Source organism: Caballeronia udeis (assembly GCF_001544555.2).
Taxonomy (GTDB): domain Bacteria; phylum Pseudomonadota; class Gammaproteobacteria; order Burkholderiales; family Burkholderiaceae; genus Caballeronia; species Caballeronia udeis.
Genome location: NZ_FCOK02000082.1, coordinates 1 through 18,393, shown reverse-complemented (window position 1 = coordinate 18,393; position 18,393 = coordinate 1). Strand labels below are relative to the sequence as shown.

The 18,393-nt window shown below is 61.3% G+C and carries 14 protein-coding genes; 5 read left to right on the top strand and 9 right to left on the bottom strand.

What is annotated here, in order from left to right; translation table 11 throughout:
- Positions 1-76 precede the first annotated feature (76 nt).
- Positions 77-544: a hypothetical protein gene (locus tag AWB69_RS37265; protein ID WP_062091790.1), complete on the top strand. Its 468-nt coding sequence runs from the start codon at positions 77-79 to the stop codon at positions 542-544.
- A gap of 140 nt (positions 545-684) precedes the next feature.
- Here the strand turns inward: AWB69_RS37265 and AWB69_RS37260 are convergent, their stop codons facing one another.
- The 9 genes from AWB69_RS37260 to AWB69_RS37220 form a co-directional block, all read right to left on the bottom strand.
- Positions 685-2,019 (bottom strand): glycosyltransferase WbuB, encoded by a 1,335-nt coding sequence (locus AWB69_RS37260; protein ID WP_062091789.1) that lies wholly within the window; start codon positions 2,017-2,019, stop codon positions 685-687.
- Positions 2,020-2,173: 154 nt separating this feature from the next.
- The gene (locus tag AWB69_RS37255) at positions 2,174-3,316 is read right to left on the bottom strand and encodes a glycosyltransferase family 4 protein (protein ID WP_062091788.1); all 1,143 of its coding nucleotides are present in this window, start codon (positions 3,314-3,316) and stop codon (positions 2,174-2,176) included.
- 58 nt (positions 3,317-3,374) lie between these two features.
- Positions 3,375-4,331 (bottom strand): GDP-L-fucose synthase family protein, encoded by a 957-nt coding sequence (locus tag AWB69_RS37250; RefSeq protein WP_062091787.1) that lies wholly within the window; start codon positions 4,329-4,331, stop codon positions 3,375-3,377.
- 5 nt (positions 4,332-4,336) lie between these two features.
- A complete protein-coding gene (gmd, locus tag AWB69_RS37245) occupies positions 4,337-5,455 on the bottom strand; it encodes a GDP-mannose 4,6-dehydratase (protein WP_062091786.1) in 1,119 nt (372 codons plus the stop codon).
- 79 nt (positions 5,456-5,534) lie between these two features.
- Positions 5,535-7,769, bottom strand: coding sequence for a polysaccharide biosynthesis tyrosine autokinase (locus AWB69_RS37240; RefSeq protein WP_062091785.1), 2,235 nt, complete (start codon positions 7,767-7,769; stop codon positions 5,535-5,537).
- 85 nt (positions 7,770-7,854) lie between these two features.
- Positions 7,855-9,036 carry a polysaccharide biosynthesis/export family protein gene (locus AWB69_RS37235; protein ID WP_082913757.1) on the bottom strand — a complete coding sequence of 394 codons (1,182 nt, stop codon included), beginning with the start codon at positions 9,034-9,036 and terminating at the stop codon, positions 7,855-7,857.
- Between the two features lie 16 nt (positions 9,037-9,052).
- Positions 9,053-10,429, bottom strand: a complete 1,377-nt coding sequence (locus tag AWB69_RS37230) for an undecaprenyl-phosphate glucose phosphotransferase (RefSeq protein WP_062091784.1) — start codon at positions 10,427-10,429, stop codon at positions 9,053-9,055.
- A gap of 43 nt (positions 10,430-10,472) precedes the next feature.
- Positions 10,473-11,993 carry a mannose-1-phosphate guanylyltransferase/mannose-6-phosphate isomerase gene (locus tag AWB69_RS37225; RefSeq protein ID WP_082913756.1) on the bottom strand — a complete coding sequence of 507 codons (1,521 nt, stop codon included), beginning with the start codon at positions 11,991-11,993 and terminating at the stop codon, positions 10,473-10,475.
- Between the two features lie 142 nt (positions 11,994-12,135).
- Positions 12,136-13,137 carry a GlxA family transcriptional regulator gene (locus AWB69_RS37220; RefSeq protein ID WP_047844966.1) on the bottom strand — a complete coding sequence of 334 codons (1,002 nt, stop codon included), beginning with the start codon at positions 13,135-13,137 and terminating at the stop codon, positions 12,136-12,138.
- A 1,372-nt stretch (positions 13,138-14,509) separates the two neighbouring features.
- Between AWB69_RS37220 and AWB69_RS37215 the strand changes: the two genes are divergently transcribed.
- The 4 genes from AWB69_RS37215 (at position 14,510) to AWB69_RS37205 (ending at position 18,241) form a co-directional block, all read left to right on the top strand.
- On the top strand, positions 14,510-16,756 hold the full coding sequence (locus AWB69_RS37215; protein ID WP_062091783.1) for a hypothetical protein: 2,247 nt from the start codon (positions 14,510-14,512) through the stop codon (positions 16,754-16,756).
- Between the two features lie 382 nt (positions 16,757-17,138).
- A complete protein-coding gene (locus tag AWB69_RS37210; protein ID WP_156529101.1) occupies positions 17,139-17,309 on the top strand; it encodes a hypothetical protein in 171 nt (56 codons plus the stop codon).
- Between the two features lie 236 nt (positions 17,310-17,545).
- Positions 17,546-17,686: a hypothetical protein gene (locus tag AWB69_RS48250; RefSeq protein WP_156529100.1), complete on the top strand. Its 141-nt coding sequence runs from the start codon at positions 17,546-17,548 to the stop codon at positions 17,684-17,686.
- Between the two features lie 102 nt (positions 17,687-17,788).
- On the top strand, positions 17,789-18,241 hold the full coding sequence (locus AWB69_RS37205) for a GDP-mannose mannosyl hydrolase (protein WP_062091809.1): 453 nt from the start codon (positions 17,789-17,791) through the stop codon (positions 18,239-18,241).
- The last annotated feature ends 152 nt before the right edge of the window (positions 18,242-18,393 follow it).

Genomic DNA, 18,393 nt, shown 5'->3' with positions numbered 1-18,393 from the left:
GTGGCAACCGCTCGACACCGCGCCGTCTTTGGGATAACAATCAATCTTCATACTTGCCGATTCTTCGGAGCGCATCATGAAATCAATCAATCGCAAACCTTCGTTTCATCGCGTACTCGCCCTGCTGCTTGCGAGCGCCGCGTGCGCTGCATGGCCTTCCGCCCATGCAGCGGGAGCCGCCGACGCAGGTACACGCGACTTCACCTCCGAGGAGAAGCTGCTGGGCGGCCCTGACACCTATGGAGCCGGCTATGCCGATCCCTATGGCCAGGCACCCGGCGCCAACGGGGCTAAGGGCGCTAACGGCGCGAAGGCCGCCGGAGCCGCCACGTCCGCTGAAAAGATGATGACCAACAACGCGGACCCGACCCAGACCAACGCGTCGTTCGTCACGCCCGGCTCGGTAGCCATGAAGCACGGTGCACGCGTACAAGTGAAGGATGCGACCGGCACGCCCGAAGACGCGGCCCGGTCCGTGTACGGCACGACCGGCCTCAAGCCGGCCGGCAAAAAAACAACGGAGATCTATCGATCTCCGTATTGAGTGTTGTTGTGTTTAGCCCTGCTTCGAATAACACCTGTCACGCGCGCAGTGAAGCAGGTGGTGAAGCAGGCAACCCGGCCAGCTTCACCGGGCTGACTGCGCCATGCCGGAAGCCGCCTCCGGTTGCAGCAAGTCAATGATCAATCGATCTTCTCGATCTCCACCAGCGTCACTGCGGAAGTCGCCTTTGACGGCACGCTTGCCGTGCTCGCGGCCTTCGCTTCCTTGCGTTCGGTCAAGCGTGCCGCTGCACCTTCACCCCTTAATACACGCAGCTTTTCATCCAGCCGCCCGAGCACCCAGACCGGCGATAAATTCAGCTCCGCGAATGCACGGCCTTCGGCGCCGAGAATCGCACGCCGCTCCGGATCGGCCACGAGCATCTCGATAGCATCGGATAAAGCCTGCACATTTTCTGGCGGCACGACCACACCGCGCGGCGTCACGACGTTATAAAGCTCCGTCCCGGGACGCGCCATTGCCACCACTACACGGCCGCTCGCGAACATGCCCGTGAGCTTGGACGGCATCACGAGATCAGACGCATCGCCGCGTTGCGGGAGCACGTGGATATCGGCGAGATTGAGCAATTCGTTCAGGCGCTCCACCGGCTGCAGCGGCATGAACCGGCAATTGGACAAATTCTCGCAGCACTTCTCCAGTTCTGCCTTGGTCGCGCCATTACCGCAGAACACGAACACGATGTCCTGGCGTCCAGCCAGCGCAGCCGCCGCGCCCGCCAGCACTTCAATGCCCTGCTTCGCCCCCATGTTGCCGGAGTAAAGCACGACCTTCGCGTTCTCGGCTATGTTCAGTTCATCGCGAAACTTGTTCACCCGATTGAGCGGATAGATGGTGCTGATATCCACCCAGTTCGGCAGGCGGAACACGCTGGAAGGGGCAACGCCCTTCGCAATCGCGCGCTCGACCATCTTGTCCGAGATCGTGGAGACAACGTTGAACCGGCGCAGAAGTGCGCTCTCGACCGCGCGCGCAAAGCGTCCCGCGCGTGCACTCTTGAGCAAGCCGAGATCGAACGCCGCATCTACTTCGAAATCCTGAATATGCAGCCACGAATCAGCGCCCATCAAACGCGCCAGCACGAGCGCGGCCGGCGCATTCAGCATGGTCGGCGCAATCGACATCACGACGTCGGGGCGCCACCACGCCTGCATGATCAGCGCAGGCAGCGAGGCCACCGCGAATGAAGCGAGATGGACCATGCGTTTGAGACCGCTCGGATGGGCCGGAACCCACAGTGGCGAACGCCAGACGCGCACCTGGTTGCGTGTTTCGCGCGAACCGCGCGAACCCGAATAACCCTTCGCGATCTTCCATTCCGGATAATACGGAGGCGCGCACACGACATGAACGTCGTGCCCCTGCTGCTGCAAAGCCTCCGCCATCTCGGCGGTGTATTTGCCTGTCCCGGTTAACTCGGGCGCGTAGTTGAGCCCGTAGATAAGGATTCTCATCGTGCCTCCACTTCCGCCGGACGAGCACGCGCCGTCGGAAAGGACTTTTGCGAAACATCAGCCGCGGGAGCACGCCCGCGCAATCGCGCTTCGGTGATCATGCGTGCCTCTCTGGGTTCTGTAATTAATAATCGGCCGTCGCAAGGATCCACGGTCAGTCGCTGAGCATCATCGCGCAGCCCCGCGCAATGTTCGCTGCGGCAGACGGCGGATCGAAACGCTGGATCACGTCCATGCATCGCTTCGCTGCGCCTGCCGTGTCGGCGAAAGCCTCGATCGACTTGAGCATCGTACGTTGCATGGCCGGTACGTCGCCCGCCGGAAACGCATAACCCGACACCCCGTCAATCACCAGTTCCGGTACGCAGCCGCAACTCTCGCTCACCACCGAGGGACAGCCGTGACTAAGCGCCTCGTTGACCACCAGTCCCCAAGGTTCGCTCATGCTCGGCAATACCATGCAGGTAGCGCTGAAGTATTCGACGGACAACGGTTCGTCCTGCAGGCTGCCCAGGAACGTAATGGAACCGGACAGGCCCATTGAAGCCACCTTCGCCTTGAGTTCGTCACCCATGGGACCGGTGCCGACAATGCGCAGCGCTGCATCGGGAATCCGTTCCTTCAAACCGCGGAATGCATCGATCAGGGTGCCAATGCCCTTCTCCGGCGACAGACGGCCGACATACAGGAAAATGGGCTTGTTGCCGGCGCGGTAATGCAGCCGGTCCGGCAGCGCGCGCTCCGGCGAAAACGAGCGCGGCAATGCGGCAGCCTGGCACGGGATGAAGATCTTTTCCTGCTTCGCGCCAAGCGACATCAAATACTCGCGGCTGCGTTCGCCGAAGCCGAAATAACCGTCGCATAGCGAGAAAAACACGCGCTTCGGAATGGACGTCATCATCCTGCGCGGCCGGTCGCGTCCGGTCGAATCGACGAACACGGCACGACGCTTGCCCGTCAGGATGCAGGCGGCCATCATCGCCCAGTACTCAGGGCGGTGATAGCCCGGCAGCACCACCAGGTCCGTCTTCGCCTTCAGCACTTCCCACGTGAGCCGGGCCGTCATGCGCCAGGTTGGCACGTCTTCATAGCAGCCGTTGTAAAGCTTGCGCATGGGATAGCTGTGGAACGAATAGTCCACGTCAGAAAAGCCGATGCGGTCATGCTCGGTGTCGGCAATCTGAACCATCGAATACTTGATCGAACCGGACCCGGAGATGTTGTGCAGCGCGGACAGCACCGCACCTTTGTGCCGCGACCAGACGACGTTATGAAAAATAGTGACCGTAGCGTTCATTTTGTACTTATCCCTGGTTGGTAGCGCGCATGTGCGAAGCGTTTCATCAACTTCAGGCTCATGCGTGTGCCGGTTGCTGGCTCAGCGCCTCGTAGCGCTGCAGGAAATCCTGGTAGGTCGCCCGGATGCCCTGCTCAAGCCCGGTAGATGCCACCCAGCCCATCTCGGCCAGCTTCGACACATCCAGCAGCTTTCTCATGGTGCCGTCCGGCTTGCTCGCGTCGAACACGAGCTGGCCCTGGAAGCCGACCACGCGGCAGACCGTCTCCGCCAGATCCCGAATGGACAGGTCCTCCCCCACGCCCACGTTGAACACGCCTTCGGTACGTCCGCTTTCCATCAGGAACACGGCGGCTCCGGCCAGATCGTCCACGTGCATGAACTCGCGGCGCGGCGTGCCCGATCCCCACACGGTCAGCGTGCTCTCGCCGTTCAGCTTCGCTTCGTGCGCCTTGCGGATCAGCGCCGGCAGCACGTGGCTGCTCTTCAGGTCATAGTTGTCGTTCGGACCGTAGAGATTCGTCGGCATCAGCGAGATGAACTTGCAGCCGTATTGACGGTTATAAGCTTCGCAGAGCTTCAGCCCGGCGATCTTCGCGATGGCGTACGCCTCGTTGGTCGGCTCGAGCGGCGAGCTCAGCAGGTACTCTTCCTTGATCGGCTGCGGACAGGCCTTCGGATAGATGCAGGACGAGCCGAAGAACACCAGCTTCGACACGTTCCAGCGGCAGGCCGCATGAATCACGTTGGTTTCGATCGTGAGGTTCTCGTAAATGAACGACGCCGGCAGCGTCGAATTCGCGAGAATGCCGCCGACCTTCGCCGCCGCGAGCAACACCACGTCAATGCTTTCCTTCTCGAAGAACATGTTGACCCCGACCTGGTCGGTCAGGTCGAGTTGCGACTTGGTCCGCGTGATGATGTTGCGATAACCCTCGCTGGTCAGGTGCCGGACCAGCGCCGAGCCGACCATGCCGCGGTGACCCGCCACAAAAATGCGTGCGTTTTTATCCATGATGTTCACTCGTGGTGTTCAAGCGCTTTGAATCCGGCGAGCGTGACGAGGGCGTCGCGCCGTGCTATCTGAAAATCGGAACGAACCATTTCCTTCACGAGTGAGGAGAAGGTCGTCGTCGGGCGCCAGCCCAGTTTTGCGTGTGCCTTCGACGGATCGCCGAGCAGCGTTTCCACTTCTGTCGGACGGAAATAGCGCGGGTCCACGCGGACGATCACATCGCCCTTCGCCATCTTCGTTTCGCGCCCCTCGACCTGGTCCACAATGCCCACTTCGTCCACGCCTTCACCTTCGAAGCGCATGTGGACGCCGAGCTCCGCCGCGGCCTGGATCACGAATTCACGCACGCTATGCTGCTCGCCCGTGGCAATCACGAAGTCTTCCGGCTGGTCCTGCTGCAACATCAGCCACTGCATCTCGACGTAGTCGCGCGCATGGCCCCAGTCGCGCATGGCGGACAGGTTGCCGAGGTACATCTCGTCCTGCATGCCGACCGCGATACGCGCAAGCGCCCGCGTGATCTTGCGCGTGACGAAGGTCTCGCCGCGCACGGGTGACTCGTGGTTGAACAGGATGCCGTTGCACGCGTACATGCCATACGCTTCGCGATAGTTCACCGTCATCCAGTACGCGTACAGCTTGGCCGCCGCATACGGGCTGCGCGGATAGAACGGCGTGGTTTCCTTCTGCGGCGACTCCTGCACCAGACCGTAGAGTTCGGACGTCGATGCCTGGTAGAAACGCGCCTTCTTCTCCATGCCGAGAATGCGGATCGCCTCGAGAATGCGCAGCGCGCCAAGACCGTCGGCGTTCGCCGTGTATTCCGGCTCCTCGAACGACACCTGCACGTGGCTCTGCGCGCCGAGGTTATAGATTTCATCCGGCTCGGTGCGCTGCACGATGCGCGTGATGCTCGACGTATCCGTCAAGTCGCCGTGATGCAGGACGAACTTGCGATCCGACTCATGCGGATCGCTATACAGGTGGTCGATACGGTCCGTATTGAACAGTGAACTACGGCGCTTGATGCCGTGTACCTCGTAGCCTTTTGCAAGCAGCAGCTCGGCGAGGTAGGAGCCGTCTTGCCCGGTGATGCCGGTGATCAAAGCGACCTTGCGTTTCATCGTGTGCCTCTCGTGTCTCGGATTGGATGCGGCGCGCCATCAAGCGCGCCGCGCGCCGCAACGTTGTTTTCCCCGGGCGTTACTCAGCGATGCTCTCGTAGCCGTAGTAATTCGTGTATGAGCTGCCCGACATCAGCTTCGACTGCGGTACGTCGGTCAGCAGCACGCCCTTCATGTTCACACCGCCGTGATGCAGGCGCTTCATCGTTTCGCCGATCTCTTCCACCTGGTTGCGGCCATGGCGCACGACCAGCAGGCTCGTGCCGGCATGCTTGCCGATCACGGTTGCGTCGGTGACCGCGAGTACCGGCGGGGTATCGATGATCACGAGGTCGTACTGGTGCTTGAGCACTTCCAGCACATCATGCATGCGATCGCTCATCAGCAGTTCCGACGGATGCGACGGCAGCGAGCCCTTGGTCAGTAGGTCGACGCCCGGCAGCACGTCATGCAGCACCGCGGACTCGATATCCGAGCCCATCAGCACGTCCGACAAGCCCGGCATATGACGCACGCCGAAGTGCGAGTGGACGTCGCCGCGACGCATGTCGCCGTCGATCAGCAGCACGCGCTTTCTCGTCGATGCGACCAGGGTCGCGAGGTTGACCGAGAGGAACGACTTGCCGGCGTCCGGACGCGAACCCGTCAGCATCACCACGTTGTTGCGTGCATCGGCCATCTGCAGTTGCAGTGACGTGCGCAGGCCGCGAATCCCTTCCACTGCCGCGTCTTCCGGCGAGGTCGCGGCGAGGACGTGAAGACCCTGGCTACGCGAACCGACCTTCTGCTGCAGCCGCAATTGCTGGCTGCTGCGCGGCACGATGGCGAACACACGCACGCCCAGGCGGTTTTCGATTTCTTCCGGACGTTCCACGCCGCCATACAGCGCCTTGCGGATAAATGCCACGAGGATGCCGAGAACCAGGCCGCCGGCCAGGCTGATCAGGATCACGAGCAGGCGCTTCGGACGCACAGGGTCATCAGCCGGTTCAGCGAAGTCGACCACGCGCACGTTGCCTACTTGCCCGGCCTTCGCCACGCGCAACTGCTGCGCGCTGTTAAGCAGGTTCGTATAGAGCTCGGTATCCACCCGCACGTCGCGCAACAGGCGCAGCGCGGTCTGCTCGGTATCGGGCAGCACGGACACGTTCTTGGTCAGCGAACCTTGCGCGGACTGGAGGGCCGCGATCTGTGCGTCGAGCGCTGCCACCGACGGATGGTTCGCGGTGAAACGCTGCGAGAGTTCGGCGCGTTGCTGTTGCAGGTCCATCAGCTTCGACTTGTTGTCGACGACTTGCTGCAGCAACAGGCGGCTTTCTTCGCTCAGGTCGACCGTGCCTTGCTTGTTACGGAAGTTGTTGTACTTCTGCTCGGCCTGGTCGAGTTGCGCGCGTACCTCCGGCAACTGCTGCTCAAGGAACGCGAGCGTCTTGCCGGCTTCCGCCGAACGCGTGTCGAGATCCTGCTGGATGAAGCGGCGCGCGATGTTATTCACGATCTGCGACGTCAGCTTGCTGTCGTGGCCTTCAAGGCTCAACGCGATGATGCCGGACTGCAGCGTGGTTTCAGCCACCGACAAGCGCTTTTGCAGCGCATCCACGGTGCCGAGCGTGGATGCACGCGTCAGTTCGAACTTGGCACCCGGCTCGCCGCTCATGTTCTCGACCAGCAGCGTAACGGGCCCAAGCGTGCTCGTACCGCTCGCTTCCTGACCGACCTTGCCGTTCAGGATCGCGATGCCGTCCGGGTCGCTCAGGACATAGCTGCCGTTTTCGCCGGCCGTCAGGATGTACGTCTTGTCGTAGGCTTCCTTGGGCGTGTCGAACTTCGGCACCGAGATGCTTTCATTGCCCCAGGCGAAGCCCGAGAGCCAGCTCACCGGCGCCTGGCCGTTGCGCGTGCCCAGGATGTCGCTGATCATGCCGCCCACGATCGGGAAGTAGCGCGGGCGAGCCGCGATATCCAGATGCAGCTTGTTGACCGTGTCCTCGACCACCAGCCTTGAACGCAGCAACTCGATTTCCGCCGCGGTTGTCGACTTCGCGTCGAACATCTGCGACACGGTCTGCACCGCGTTGGCATTGTTGTTATTGGCGTTGTTCGCCGGATTGCTCTCGGTTACCTGGATCATGGCGTCCGCGCGATAAACCGGTGACGCAATGAATGCGTACGCCGTGCCGAGCGCGACCACCGCCAGGGTCACTATGGCGATGATTCGCCAGCTCCCCAAGATGGCGGCCAGGTAGTCGGACAAGCGTAGCTCGTCCCCCGTCGACACCACATCCGCATAGCGGTTTTCAAAATTGATGGCCATTTTTTGTCGCTCACTCAAACGAACAATCGAAACGGACCGGCGCCTGATGTCTTCATGACCTTCGGCACCGGACGCAGCTCCAGGACTACTTGGTTACGATCGCGGCGGTCAGGCCCGCATTGATCGCCGGCAACAACAGGTTCAACACGCGGTTGGCGCGGACAAGACCACTGTTGTCGACATAGACAACGTCCTTCGATTCCAGCGGAAACTGGTTCGCAAGCAACATCGACACCGGCGAGCGCGCATCGAGGCGATAGATGATCGGCGAGTCGCCGGTTGCCTGGCGAACCACGAACAGCTGCGACGCATTGGAGGTGTCCTGGTTGATCTGGCCCGCCTGCACGAGCGCTTCACCCAGCGTGAGCGTGCCGTCGCGCAACGGCGACACGGCCGTGGGCTTGGTCACTTCGCCCATCACGTAGACCGTGTTGTCGTCGCGGGAGTCGACATGCAGCATGTCGCCCGGCTGCAGCATGATCTCGGCGGGGTTCTTGCCCTGCTTCATCATCTGCGCGACGTTCACGGGATACGCCACGCCGTTGCGCGTGATCGTCACGCGGCTTTGATCGGCGGTCGGCGCAAAGCCGCCCGAACGGCTGATGGCTTCAGTCAGCGTCATCGGAATGTCGTTGATCGTCTGCGCACCCGGCGCACGCACGTCACCGTCCACATAGACTTGCGCCGCACGGAACGAAGCCACGCGAACCGTCACTTGCGGCTTCACGAACACCTTGCTCAGGTCCGTATAGATCTCGCGCTGGACCTGCTCAGCGGTCTTGCCCGCGGCATGGATGGCGTGGGTCACGTAGGGAAACTGGATGTTGCCTTCACTGTCGACCACGAAACCCGGTGCGGCGTCGCTGGGCTTGGTGTTCTGCGCCGGCTGGCCCAGTGCTGCGGCAAGTTCCGGGTGATCCCAGACAACGATCTGCAGCACGTCGCCCGAGCCGAGCTTGTAACCCGAGGGCTTGGCGAACAGGTTGAGCTGCGCCTGCGCCGTGGCGCTGGTCTTCTGGTCCGCGTGGATCTGGCGGATCAGCGTCAGGTCGATCTGCTTGATCGGAATCTGCATGTCGCTCGTCACGTCGCCGTTATCGGAGGTCGTGACCGGCAACGCAGCCGGCGTGACCATGTGCTGGCCCGGTACGAGCGTACACGCGGAAAGCACGGCGGCAATCGCCAGAGAAAGGGCCACACGCGTTCCAGGCACGGCATGGCTGTTTTTGTTCGGCACCGCGGCACCGGATAGTTGTTGGCTGTTCATGTTGTCGTCCCCTGCTTCAATAAGCGTTGGTGTGGCGCAAACCCTTGAAGATCGTCGCGAAGATAATTTTCATATCCAGTCCGAACGACCAGTTTCCGAGGTAGTACAAATCGTGTGCTACGCGTCCCTCCATTTTTTCGATGCGATCGGTTTCGCCGCGAAAACCGTTCACCTGCGCCCATCCGGTGATACCGGGTTTGATCCGGTAGCGGTGGATGTAACCCGATACGACCTTCTGATACAGATCGTCGTGTTCGAGCGCATGTGGACGCGGTCCGACCACCGACATGTCGCCGCGCAGTACGTTGAAGAACTGCGGCAGTTCATCCAGGCTCGTGCGGCGCAGGAAACCCCCTACGCGCGTGATCCGCGGGTCGCCGCGTTTTGCCTGTTCGAGCACGCCCGCTTTCTGCGCATGCAGGCGCATGGTGCGGAACTTGTAGATGGTGAAGACGCGGCCATCCGCGCCTTTGCGGCGTTGTTTGAAGAACACCGGGCCACGCGAACTCAGCTTCACCGCGATTGCGCAGGCCAGCAGGACCGGCGAGACCGCGAGCAAGGCGCCCAGCGCGAAGAAGCGATCGAAGATCTCCTTCTGCATCATCGCGTTCGGCGGCAACGGCGACGCCGCCAGGTTGATCGTCGGCACGCCGAGCAGGTTCGTCACGCTGCCTTCGAAGAGCGCGAGCGTGCGCACGTCGGGCATGAAACGGATGTTGATCAGGTCGTTGCGAAACTCGTCTACAAGCTTGAGGATCGTGCGTTCCTCGGTCAGCGGCAGCGCGAGCCAGACTTCGCCCACGTGCTGCGTGCGCACGTAGTTGGCGAATGCTTCGTGCTCTTCGAACACCGGCACACGCGTGTTCATCTTGGTGCCGGCCTGTACGTTGTAGGCAGCCGTTGCACGGAAACCTGCCGCGGGCGCCGTGTCGATCTTGCGGACAATCTCGTCGCAATGTTCACCGCATCCCGCGACTGCGACCTGCTGCAAATTCAGGCCCGCGTGACGCACGCGCCCCAGCACGCTATGCGTGACCAGGCGGCCTGCGATCATCGCGGCGCCTGCCATGCCGGTCCAGTAGACAAACCAGAGACGCGACACGAAGTCGATACGATGCAGGGAGAACATCAACACCATCGCGCAGACCTGCACGACGAGCCAGCTCAGCGCGACCTGGCCCGCGAGCGTGCTCTTCGAGCGGCCACGCCATGAGGCATACACGCCGAACGCGGGAAACACAGCCAGCGACAACGCCGCTGCGAACGCCACGAACGCCAGATAGAAGCTGCGCTGCGAGATGTCGTCGAAACGAATCTGCGACGCCACGAGCGCACTCAGCACGATCATGGTGACGTCAAATACTCGCGCCAGCAGGTCTGTTATTCCGCGCATTTTTATTCTCCCCGAACCGCTCACTTTTTTGCTTGACGGTTGTTTAATTGCACCGGCCATACTTGTCGTCGAATCTGACGATGTCGTCTTCGCCGAGGTAGGTCCCAGACTGCACTTCAATGATTTCGAGCGGCACGCGACCGGGATTCTCAAGGCGGTGACGCACACCGAGCGGGATATAAGTCGATTCGTTTTCACTCAGCAGAAACTCTTCTTCACCGCGCGTGACGAGCGCCGTGCCGCTTACGACGACCCAGTGCTCCGCACGGTGGTGATGCATTTGCAGCGACAGGCGCGCGCCCGGATTCACCACGATGCGCTTCACCTGGAACCGCTCGCCGTGATCGATAGAGTCGTAGAAACCCCACGGGCGGCGAACCTTTCTATGCGCATCGGCTTCCGGTGACTTCGCAAGCTTGATGCGCGACACGAGTCCCTTGATGTCCTGCACGCGTGAGCGGTCGGCCACCAGCACTGCGTCATCGGTCTCGACCACGATCAGGTTCGTCGTGCCCACACACGCCACGAGCCTGCCGCCTTCCGAGCGCGCGTAGCTTGCGGTCGATCCTTCGAACAGGACCCGTCCGCTTGCCGCGTTGCCGGATTCATCCTTCTCCATCGCATCCCACACTGCGTCCCATGAACCGAGATCGGACCAGCCGGCTTCGAGCGGTACGACTACACCCTTGAACGGCGAATCGGGCTTGCCGAGATGCTCCATCACCGCGTAGTCGATCGAATCAGACGGTGACTTCGAGAACTCCGCAGCGCATGGACGCAAGTATCCGTCTGCTTTATTCAATTGTTCGTACGACAAGACACATGCCGCGTGCATCTCCGGCTGGAGTTGTTCGAGTACGGCAAGCCATACCGATGCACGCACGATGAAGATGCCGCTGTTCCACCAATAATTACCGGCTGCCACGTATTGCGCTGCCAGTTCCGCAGCAGGCTTTTCGACGAAGCGGTCAATGCGATGCGCGCCGTCCTGGAGCGGGTCGCCGAGGCGGATATAGCCGAAGCCGGTGTCGGGACGCGTAGGAGGAATGCCAAGCGTGGCGATGTCGCCGGCCTGTGCAAAACGCGCAGCTGTTTCGATGGACGCATGCAACGCATCGAGATCCGCAATGGCATGGTCGGCCGGCATGGCGACGAGGATGGCGTCCTGGCCATCGGCACAGGCGGTCAGCGCAGCGAGCGTCAGCGCGGGAGCGGTATCGCGGCGTGCGGGCTCGACCACGATGCGTGCTGTCACGCCGCTGTCACGCACCTGCTCGCTGGTTGCGAAGCGATGCTCTTCACCGCACACGATCACGGGCTCGGCCGTCACGTCCCACGCTGCGGGGAAGTCCTTCATGCGCATCACGGTCGCCTGCAACAACGACTCGGTGCCGATCACGCCAATCAACTGCTTCGGAAATTGTTCCCGCGACACCGGCCACAGACGCGTGCCCGACCCGCCCGCGAGAATCACCTGCACCAGACGCCGGCAATCCCCGGTCAGTCCCGAAGCGGCGATCGTCTCTGCGGATTCCTCGATGTCCTGCCTGATCTTGCTGTCCATTTTAGTATTCCTATATTCTTGAACCCGTTCACCGGGCGGAGCTGCACGCGCCATTTGCACCGATCGTCGACCCCGCTTCAGCCGAACCGCTTACGTTTCAACGCTCCGTGACTACGGTCAAAAAAAACTGGACTCGTCTTAATCAGACGCCGGCGTCGCGGCGGCTTTGCATCCGGTATTCGGTCGGTGAAATAAGCAGGCGCTTGCGGAATATCTTGGCAAGGCGGTCGCCGTTGCCCATGCCGCTGCGGCGCGCGATCTTGTCGACCGGCAGTTCCGAATCGGTGAGCAATGTGCACGTCACGGCAAGGCGCGCTTGCAGCAGATAGTCCGAAGGCGTGATGCCCATCTCGATCTTGAAGCGGCGCAGGAAGTTGCGTTCGCTCATGGCCGCCACTTGCGCTGCGTCCACGACCGAGATCGGCCGCTCGCAGTTGTCCTGGAGCCAGCGCGCCGCAGTGCGGATCTTGTCGCCCGCGGACGCCGTGCCGCTGTCGCCGAGCAACGGGACCAGCTTCGACGCCGAGCCGGGCATCAGACGTTCCGCGACCCCGCGCGCCACGTCGACACCGAGGTCGCGCTTGATCATCAGCAACGCGCCCTTCATGGACTCGTAGCGGTCGCCCGCTTCGCTCGCCTGCTCTTCCCGCACGGCATGCATCATCGAATGGCCGATGCGGATCTGCGACTCGGCCGCGTGGCCAATGCCGGCGGCATCCAGCACCTTGCGCCCTTCCGCAATCGACTTGACCACCGTGGTCTTGGAGTGCACCCGGCGCAGCCATTCCACGATGCGTTCGTCACCCGCAGCACCGTCGGCGCCCTTGCCGCCGGCTACGAACAATGCGTCGAAGCCGCCGTAGTGGCGTGCATCGAGGCCATCGGTCCAGACACGTACTGACGACGAGCACGCGACGTTACCTCCTTCGACGGAGAGGAAACGCACGTCGTAAGTCCAGTCGTTGCGTGCCTTCAGGACCGCCAGTTCGTTCGCGACATGGAAGACCTCCGCGACAATGCCGGCGCCCAGCAGCGAAAAGCCGTCGAACAGCAGGATCGCGATGCGGCGGACTTCCGCCTGAGTACTGCGGGGGGCCGGCTGTAGCCATCCCATTACGGCGGGTTCAAGACTGGCGTACGGCATGGCGTTCCCCTGCGAACTTGTTGAATCCAACATGACTGGATAGTGGGTTCTCATTGCGGTGCATCATAGACACCCTCAAGTTTGATTAGGTTGTCGTGACTGAAAGTAGCGAGATGTTGGCGGAAAACTTCAGACGTCGCCATTCAAATCCTTTCATTGCGTGCGCTTCCTATCATTCGGTAAATTTCGACACGTCCGTTCGGTAATTCTGTAAAGAAATTGAATGTCCGGAATTTTAATTTCGAATGCTTCTTTGCAAGACGAATGCCAGTCCAATTCAACCGCACATATCGGACAGGGGTGTCGGAACCCCGGAACGTCATACAAATCAACCTTCCGCGCGGTTTATAAAGGCCCGCGCGGCAAGGCTCGCCGGGCCATTCCGAGCTCTGGCGGAGATGCGGCAGGAGCGTCAGGAGCCGTAAACGTTGCGTGCGTGAAACATGACAAAACTCGATTAAAAACACGCTTCACGAAGACCACGCTATTTAACGTTCGGTTTAGTCCCTTGAAAAACCAGTTCTAATTGAAATACAAGGGCTAAATCACGCGTTTAAAGCATCAGCGCGATTAACAACATAATCAGGCAATGTGCGGTGGCGCACATACTTCGATTCTTTTCTCATACGTTTGAAAATGATGTTTCATGAGAGAAACAAAATTAATTCATCTGATAAATACGCTTTTAACTGCTAATAAAATTCCTTGATAGGGGATATCGCGACCGGTGAAATCCTGTTCAGGCGAGGCCTGACGGGGTATCGGCGAAAAATCGAACGGACCCGGCGGACCGCGAGGGCTGGCGAAAAAATCCGCAGAAATGGCGGATGATGACGACTCGCTGCAACCACTCGCGTACCAGTTGTCAGCAGAGCACCGCGCCCGCCCTTGTGTGAGATCGCCCACAGTTGGCCGCGGGCAAGATCCCCATGAAGCCGTCGCGCGTTTTGATACAGATTAGTTACGCATGCGCCCGTTGGCGCAAGACGCGCCAAATAACGCCGGATCGGCCAGATTGTCGCGCTATCCCGCCACCCATATGAGCCCGGATGGCCCGATGCAGTCAGCATCCGACAACGTCCATCGCAACGGCTGGCGTGTTCGATTCACCTCGCCTATCCTCAGCACATTCGGGGGCCCCATGAAATAGGGCTTGCAGGACCGTACGCCTGCTCGCGGCACCTTAAAGCAGTGCCTGATGTTGCACCGCGGGATAAAAACTTGCAGGTTTTTACCGTGCGATCGGGCACTGGAGCACAGCGCATCCGAAAACGTTTCATTCAGGTAGCACGAAGGTGGGAAGTGCCGTTTTCCTGGTGGACAACACCGTCGCCGCGGACTCGAACCACCCGGATCTCGACCTCGGGGTGTAATGAAAAATTCATCGACCGAAAGACTCGCCGCACGCACGGCGCCGCGCACGGGCCGCGTGCTGGCTCAATACAGCAGGGTTGCGCTGGCCTTCGTCGTCACACTGTGCATATGCGCTTGCCGGGGCGAAAGCGCGTCGGCGCAGGATGTGCCTGCCGCGGCCGCCGATACCGTAAAGATTGACGGCAGTTCGTGGATACCCTGTGCGGCGGAGTACGAGCGTTGCTCCTTCGACGGCACGAAGAAGGTGCTCTACGGCACGCCTGATAAACATGTAGTCAAGACCTTCACCGGCGGCACGGGTTGCGATAACGGCGTGTTCGACGACCCCGCGCCGGGTTCATTGAAGCGATGCTGGGTCGAAGCTGCGGCGAATAGCGCCGTCGCGCGCTTCGTCGCCGATGCGCCATCGCCGTCATCCCCGCTGCCGATGCAATGCAGCCCGGCTGCGGGGATGAAGGCGGCGGTCGATGTCCCTGCTTCCGGCGATGTTGTCGAAGCCGATACGCCCGGCAGCGACGGCACGCGCATGTTCCCGCTTCACAAACCGTTCGAACTCGCTCTGACCACGCGCGCCAAATCGGCCGGCACGCTGACATGGCGGATACAGGACGCCTGGAATACGGTCAAGGCAAGCGGTCATTTCGCGGTGACGCCCGGAGCGCATACAACGACTATCAAGTGCACCTCGCAGGCCGCCGGCTATTTTTCCATCGCGGCACAACTGGACGCCTCCAACGCAGCCCCCGTTGTATTGCCATCGCGCGGCACGCGGCCCGCAGGCATTGCAACCTTTGGCGTGTTGCCCGAGCTCGCCGCGGTCTTGCCGGCGGTCACTTACAAGTACCCCGATCTGCATCGCTTCGGCGGTCAGGGGGCGGCGTATCTGCTGCCCGGCCAGTCGTGCTGTTCCGGCGATGGATACAGGCCGCTCTACCCGGACCTGGGCCTGACGTGGGTCAACGACAACCGCAACTGGTACATGACCGAGCCGAAGGCGCCAAACACCTTCAATCCCGGCGCCGACAACCTCGCACCCTTCTTTAAAGCCGGCGACCTGCTGCGGCTGATCCAGCTCGACGGCATTCCGGGCTGGGCCAATCGCACAGGCCAGGACACGCATAGTTATGCGCCTTCCTCGCTTGCCGACTACAGCGCCTATATGAAGCGCGTTGGCGAGGAATCGAACCGCGTGCGCTCGAGCGTCTTTCCGCAGCAATCGAATAATTACTATCAGGTGAGCTGGGAACCCGACTACGAAGGCGGCCTGCCCTGGCGCGACACGGACGCCAATCTCGTCGCCATGTACAAAGCGACTTACGAAGCGATCCACGCCACCGATCCTCATGCGGTCGTGATGGGGTTGACGCTGTCGTCGCTGGGGAAAAACACCGAGTGGCTGAACCGGCTTGCGCCGCTGGGGATTGCGAAGTATCTCGACGGCGTGAGTGCGCATGGCTACTACGACGTGGGGACGTCGCCATCACATCCGCCAGAACGCATGGCGGGTAACAGCGATCCCGAGAAAGCCGCGCAAAGCCTGCCGGGGATGATGCGCGGGCTGCGCCACGCCATGACGCAGATGCTTAAACCCGGCGCGAAACTGTTCATCACCGAGTCGGGCATCAGCTATGACATCGGCACGAAGTACGGACCCTCGACGCCATCGGCCAACGTGCTGTATGCGCAGGGCGCGCTGGTCTCACGGCTGCATCTGATCCTGCTTGGCGAGGGTGCGGACATGAGCTACATCTTCTATACGGCCGATCCGACCGAAGTGGGTTACGGCATCTTCTTCGATCTCGTCAACGCCGAAGGCGGCTACGGCCAGACGCAGATCAGCCCGAAGCCCGCAGCCATGGGCGTGGCGGCGATGACCCGCATTATCGATGGCACCAACACGCTTGGGCCCGTCAAGAACACGCCGCCCGGCGTCTATGCGTATGCGTTCCAGCGGCTGAACGGTGGCAAGGTCGTGACCGCGCTGTGGACGCACGAGAATGCGGTATGGCCGGGGGCATCGGGATTCAGCGAGACGCATGCCGTGAAATACACGTTGCAGGTGGATGCAGCGGGAACCTCCGGAACGCTCACCGTGCTCGACATGATGGGCAATCCGACCACGCTGCCCTATGCAAACGGCCGCGTGGCGCTGACGCTGACCGAGGCGCCGGTGTATGTGGTGTCGCAGAATGCCGGCGTGATGAAGGCGAACGTCAACACGCCCGAGGGGTACGTGGCGCAGTAACCATCCGGTCTTCATGCACCGCGATCGGTATGCCCCGGACACGATGTGGCCGGGCGCTTCCCATTCAACGCTCGCGTGTAATGCCGTCTACCGTGACGGCATGAAAACGACGCTTGAGCTACACGTTTTCCCTCTTCACAGCGTTTCAGGACTCCATCGGATTTTTGCGAAAGCTCCGACAGAACCGGACGCTCGCGTGCCTTACATTCGATCTCCATGATGACGGTGGGAAAACGAGGCATCGCCTGTCCCGGGACCCGCTTGAGTCATCTGATCCGCACACGCCGCCAGGACCTGGCGCGTCCGTTCGTGCCGTTCGCAACCCGTTCGCAACATTGCGCGCATCGTTTTTAGGGCAGTGGCCAACGCCGCTGCAATCGCCATGAACCAACATGAACAAGGCCATGCCACCGCATCCGCAGGCAGCCTCCTTTTCGCCGCCCTCCTCGGCTGCCTGACCGTCCTGAGCGCTCGCCCAGATGAACCGCATGGCAACAACGCGGACATGAAGCCCGACGCGGCAGCCTCCATCCGGCCGCCCGCAGACTTCTGACGCGACCGTTTCCTCCTGCCTATGACGCATCGCCAAGGCCTCTCAACGGCGATTCGTGCGATTGGCTTCCAAACGCGATCTTTCGGCGTATTAAGCCAGTTCAAAGCCGATACGGCAGCGATGACCGCGCGCTAAACTGACTCATCTGCATAAAATGCCGACGCAGTGAGCGAAGCCAGGCAAACATTGCGCGTCTGGCCGCCAACACAGCGATCGAAAGCACACTCGGAACCATCATGGACGGCCTGCGCTGGACGGCGATCATCGTCGTCGCAATGCTCGGCGGTGGGTTGGCAGTCTGCGTGCTGATCGCCCTAGTGGTGCTTTTTCTGGGCCACGTCGCCGCGCGCTTATTTAATAACGATGAACATGACTGAGGTACCACGAGCGTGACCGATCTCTCTTCGTTCTCATCAGTCGCCGCCGCTGCGCAACAAGCCGATCTGCTCAAGAAAGCGCCGCAGTCCGACTCCCCCGTGATCCTCGACCACACGGATTTCCTCAATGCCATTCGCCTGACGCCGCTTGTGTCTATCGACCTGATCGTGACCGACGGCAATCGCCGCGTGCTGCTCGGACAGCGTCGCAACCGTCCCGCGCAAGGCACGTGGTTCGTGCCGGGCGGCCGGGTCCGTAAAGGCGAAACGCTCGACGCCGCTTTCACACGCGTGGTCCGCGACGAGCTGGGCATAGCCAGCGTCCAACGCTCGTCGTCGCGTCTGTTCGGCGTGTTCGAGCACTACTACGACGACAACTTCGCAGGCGTCCCGGACATTTCCACGCATTACGTCGCGCTTGCTTATTCAATCATGCTGGGCGGCTCGGTGCCGATCGGCCGTTTCGATCAGCACAGCGACTATGCATGGCTGATGCCTGCGGACGTGCTGGCCCGCGAAGACGTGCACCCGAACGCGAAAGCCTATTTCCGCTAAGCAAAGCGAGCAGTCAGAGTAGTCCACTGGCGACTTGAAAAGCGGCTCGACGAGCCGCTTTTTTACGTGCCGCGCGATCGGGATAGGGGCAGGCCTCGCGGCCCGACCCCTCCCACACCACCGTGCGTACGGGTCCGTACACGGCGGTTCGG

Bases quoted from the DNA above. Each gene is read 5' to 3' on its own strand.
- AWB69_RS37235 (WP_082913757.1), bottom strand. From the start codon at position 9,036: ATGAACAGCCAACAACTATCCGGTGCCGCGGTGCCGAACAAAAACAGC.
- AWB69_RS37265 (WP_062091790.1), top strand. From the start codon at position 77: ATGAAATCAATCAATCGCAAACCTTCGTTTCATCGCGTACTCGCCCTG.
- AWB69_RS37230 (WP_062091784.1), bottom strand. From the start codon at position 10,429: ATGCGCGGAATAACAGACCTGCTGGCGCGAGTATTTGACGTCACCATG.
- AWB69_RS48250 (WP_156529100.1), top strand. From the start codon at position 17,546: ATGGACGGCCTGCGCTGGACGGCGATCATCGTCGTCGCAATGCTCGGC.
- AWB69_RS37250 (WP_062091787.1), bottom strand. From the start codon at position 4,331: ATGGATAAAAACGCACGCATTTTTGTGGCGGGTCACCGCGGCATGGTC.
- AWB69_RS37240 (WP_062091785.1), bottom strand. From the start codon at position 7,769: ATGGCCATCAATTTTGAAAACCGCTATGCGGATGTGGTGTCGACGGGG.
- AWB69_RS37225 (WP_082913756.1), bottom strand. From the start codon at position 11,993: ATGGACAGCAAGATCAGGCAGGACATCGAGGAATCCGCAGAGACGATC.
- AWB69_RS37260 (WP_062091789.1), bottom strand. From the start codon at position 2,019: ATGAGAATCCTTATCTACGGGCTCAACTACGCGCCCGAGTTAACCGGG.
- AWB69_RS37220 (WP_047844966.1), bottom strand. From the start codon at position 13,137: ATGCCGTACGCCAGTCTTGAACCCGCCGTAATGGGATGGCTACAGCCG.
- AWB69_RS37255 (WP_062091788.1), bottom strand. From the start codon at position 3,316: ATGAACGCTACGGTCACTATTTTTCATAACGTCGTCTGGTCGCGGCAC.
- AWB69_RS37210 (WP_156529101.1), top strand. From the start codon at position 17,139: ATGAACCAACATGAACAAGGCCATGCCACCGCATCCGCAGGCAGCCTC.
- AWB69_RS37215 (WP_062091783.1), top strand. From the start codon at position 14,510: ATGAAAAATTCATCGACCGAAAGACTCGCCGCACGCACGGCGCCGCGC.
- gmd (WP_062091786.1), bottom strand. From the start codon at position 5,455: ATGAAACGCAAGGTCGCTTTGATCACCGGCATCACCGGGCAAGACGGC.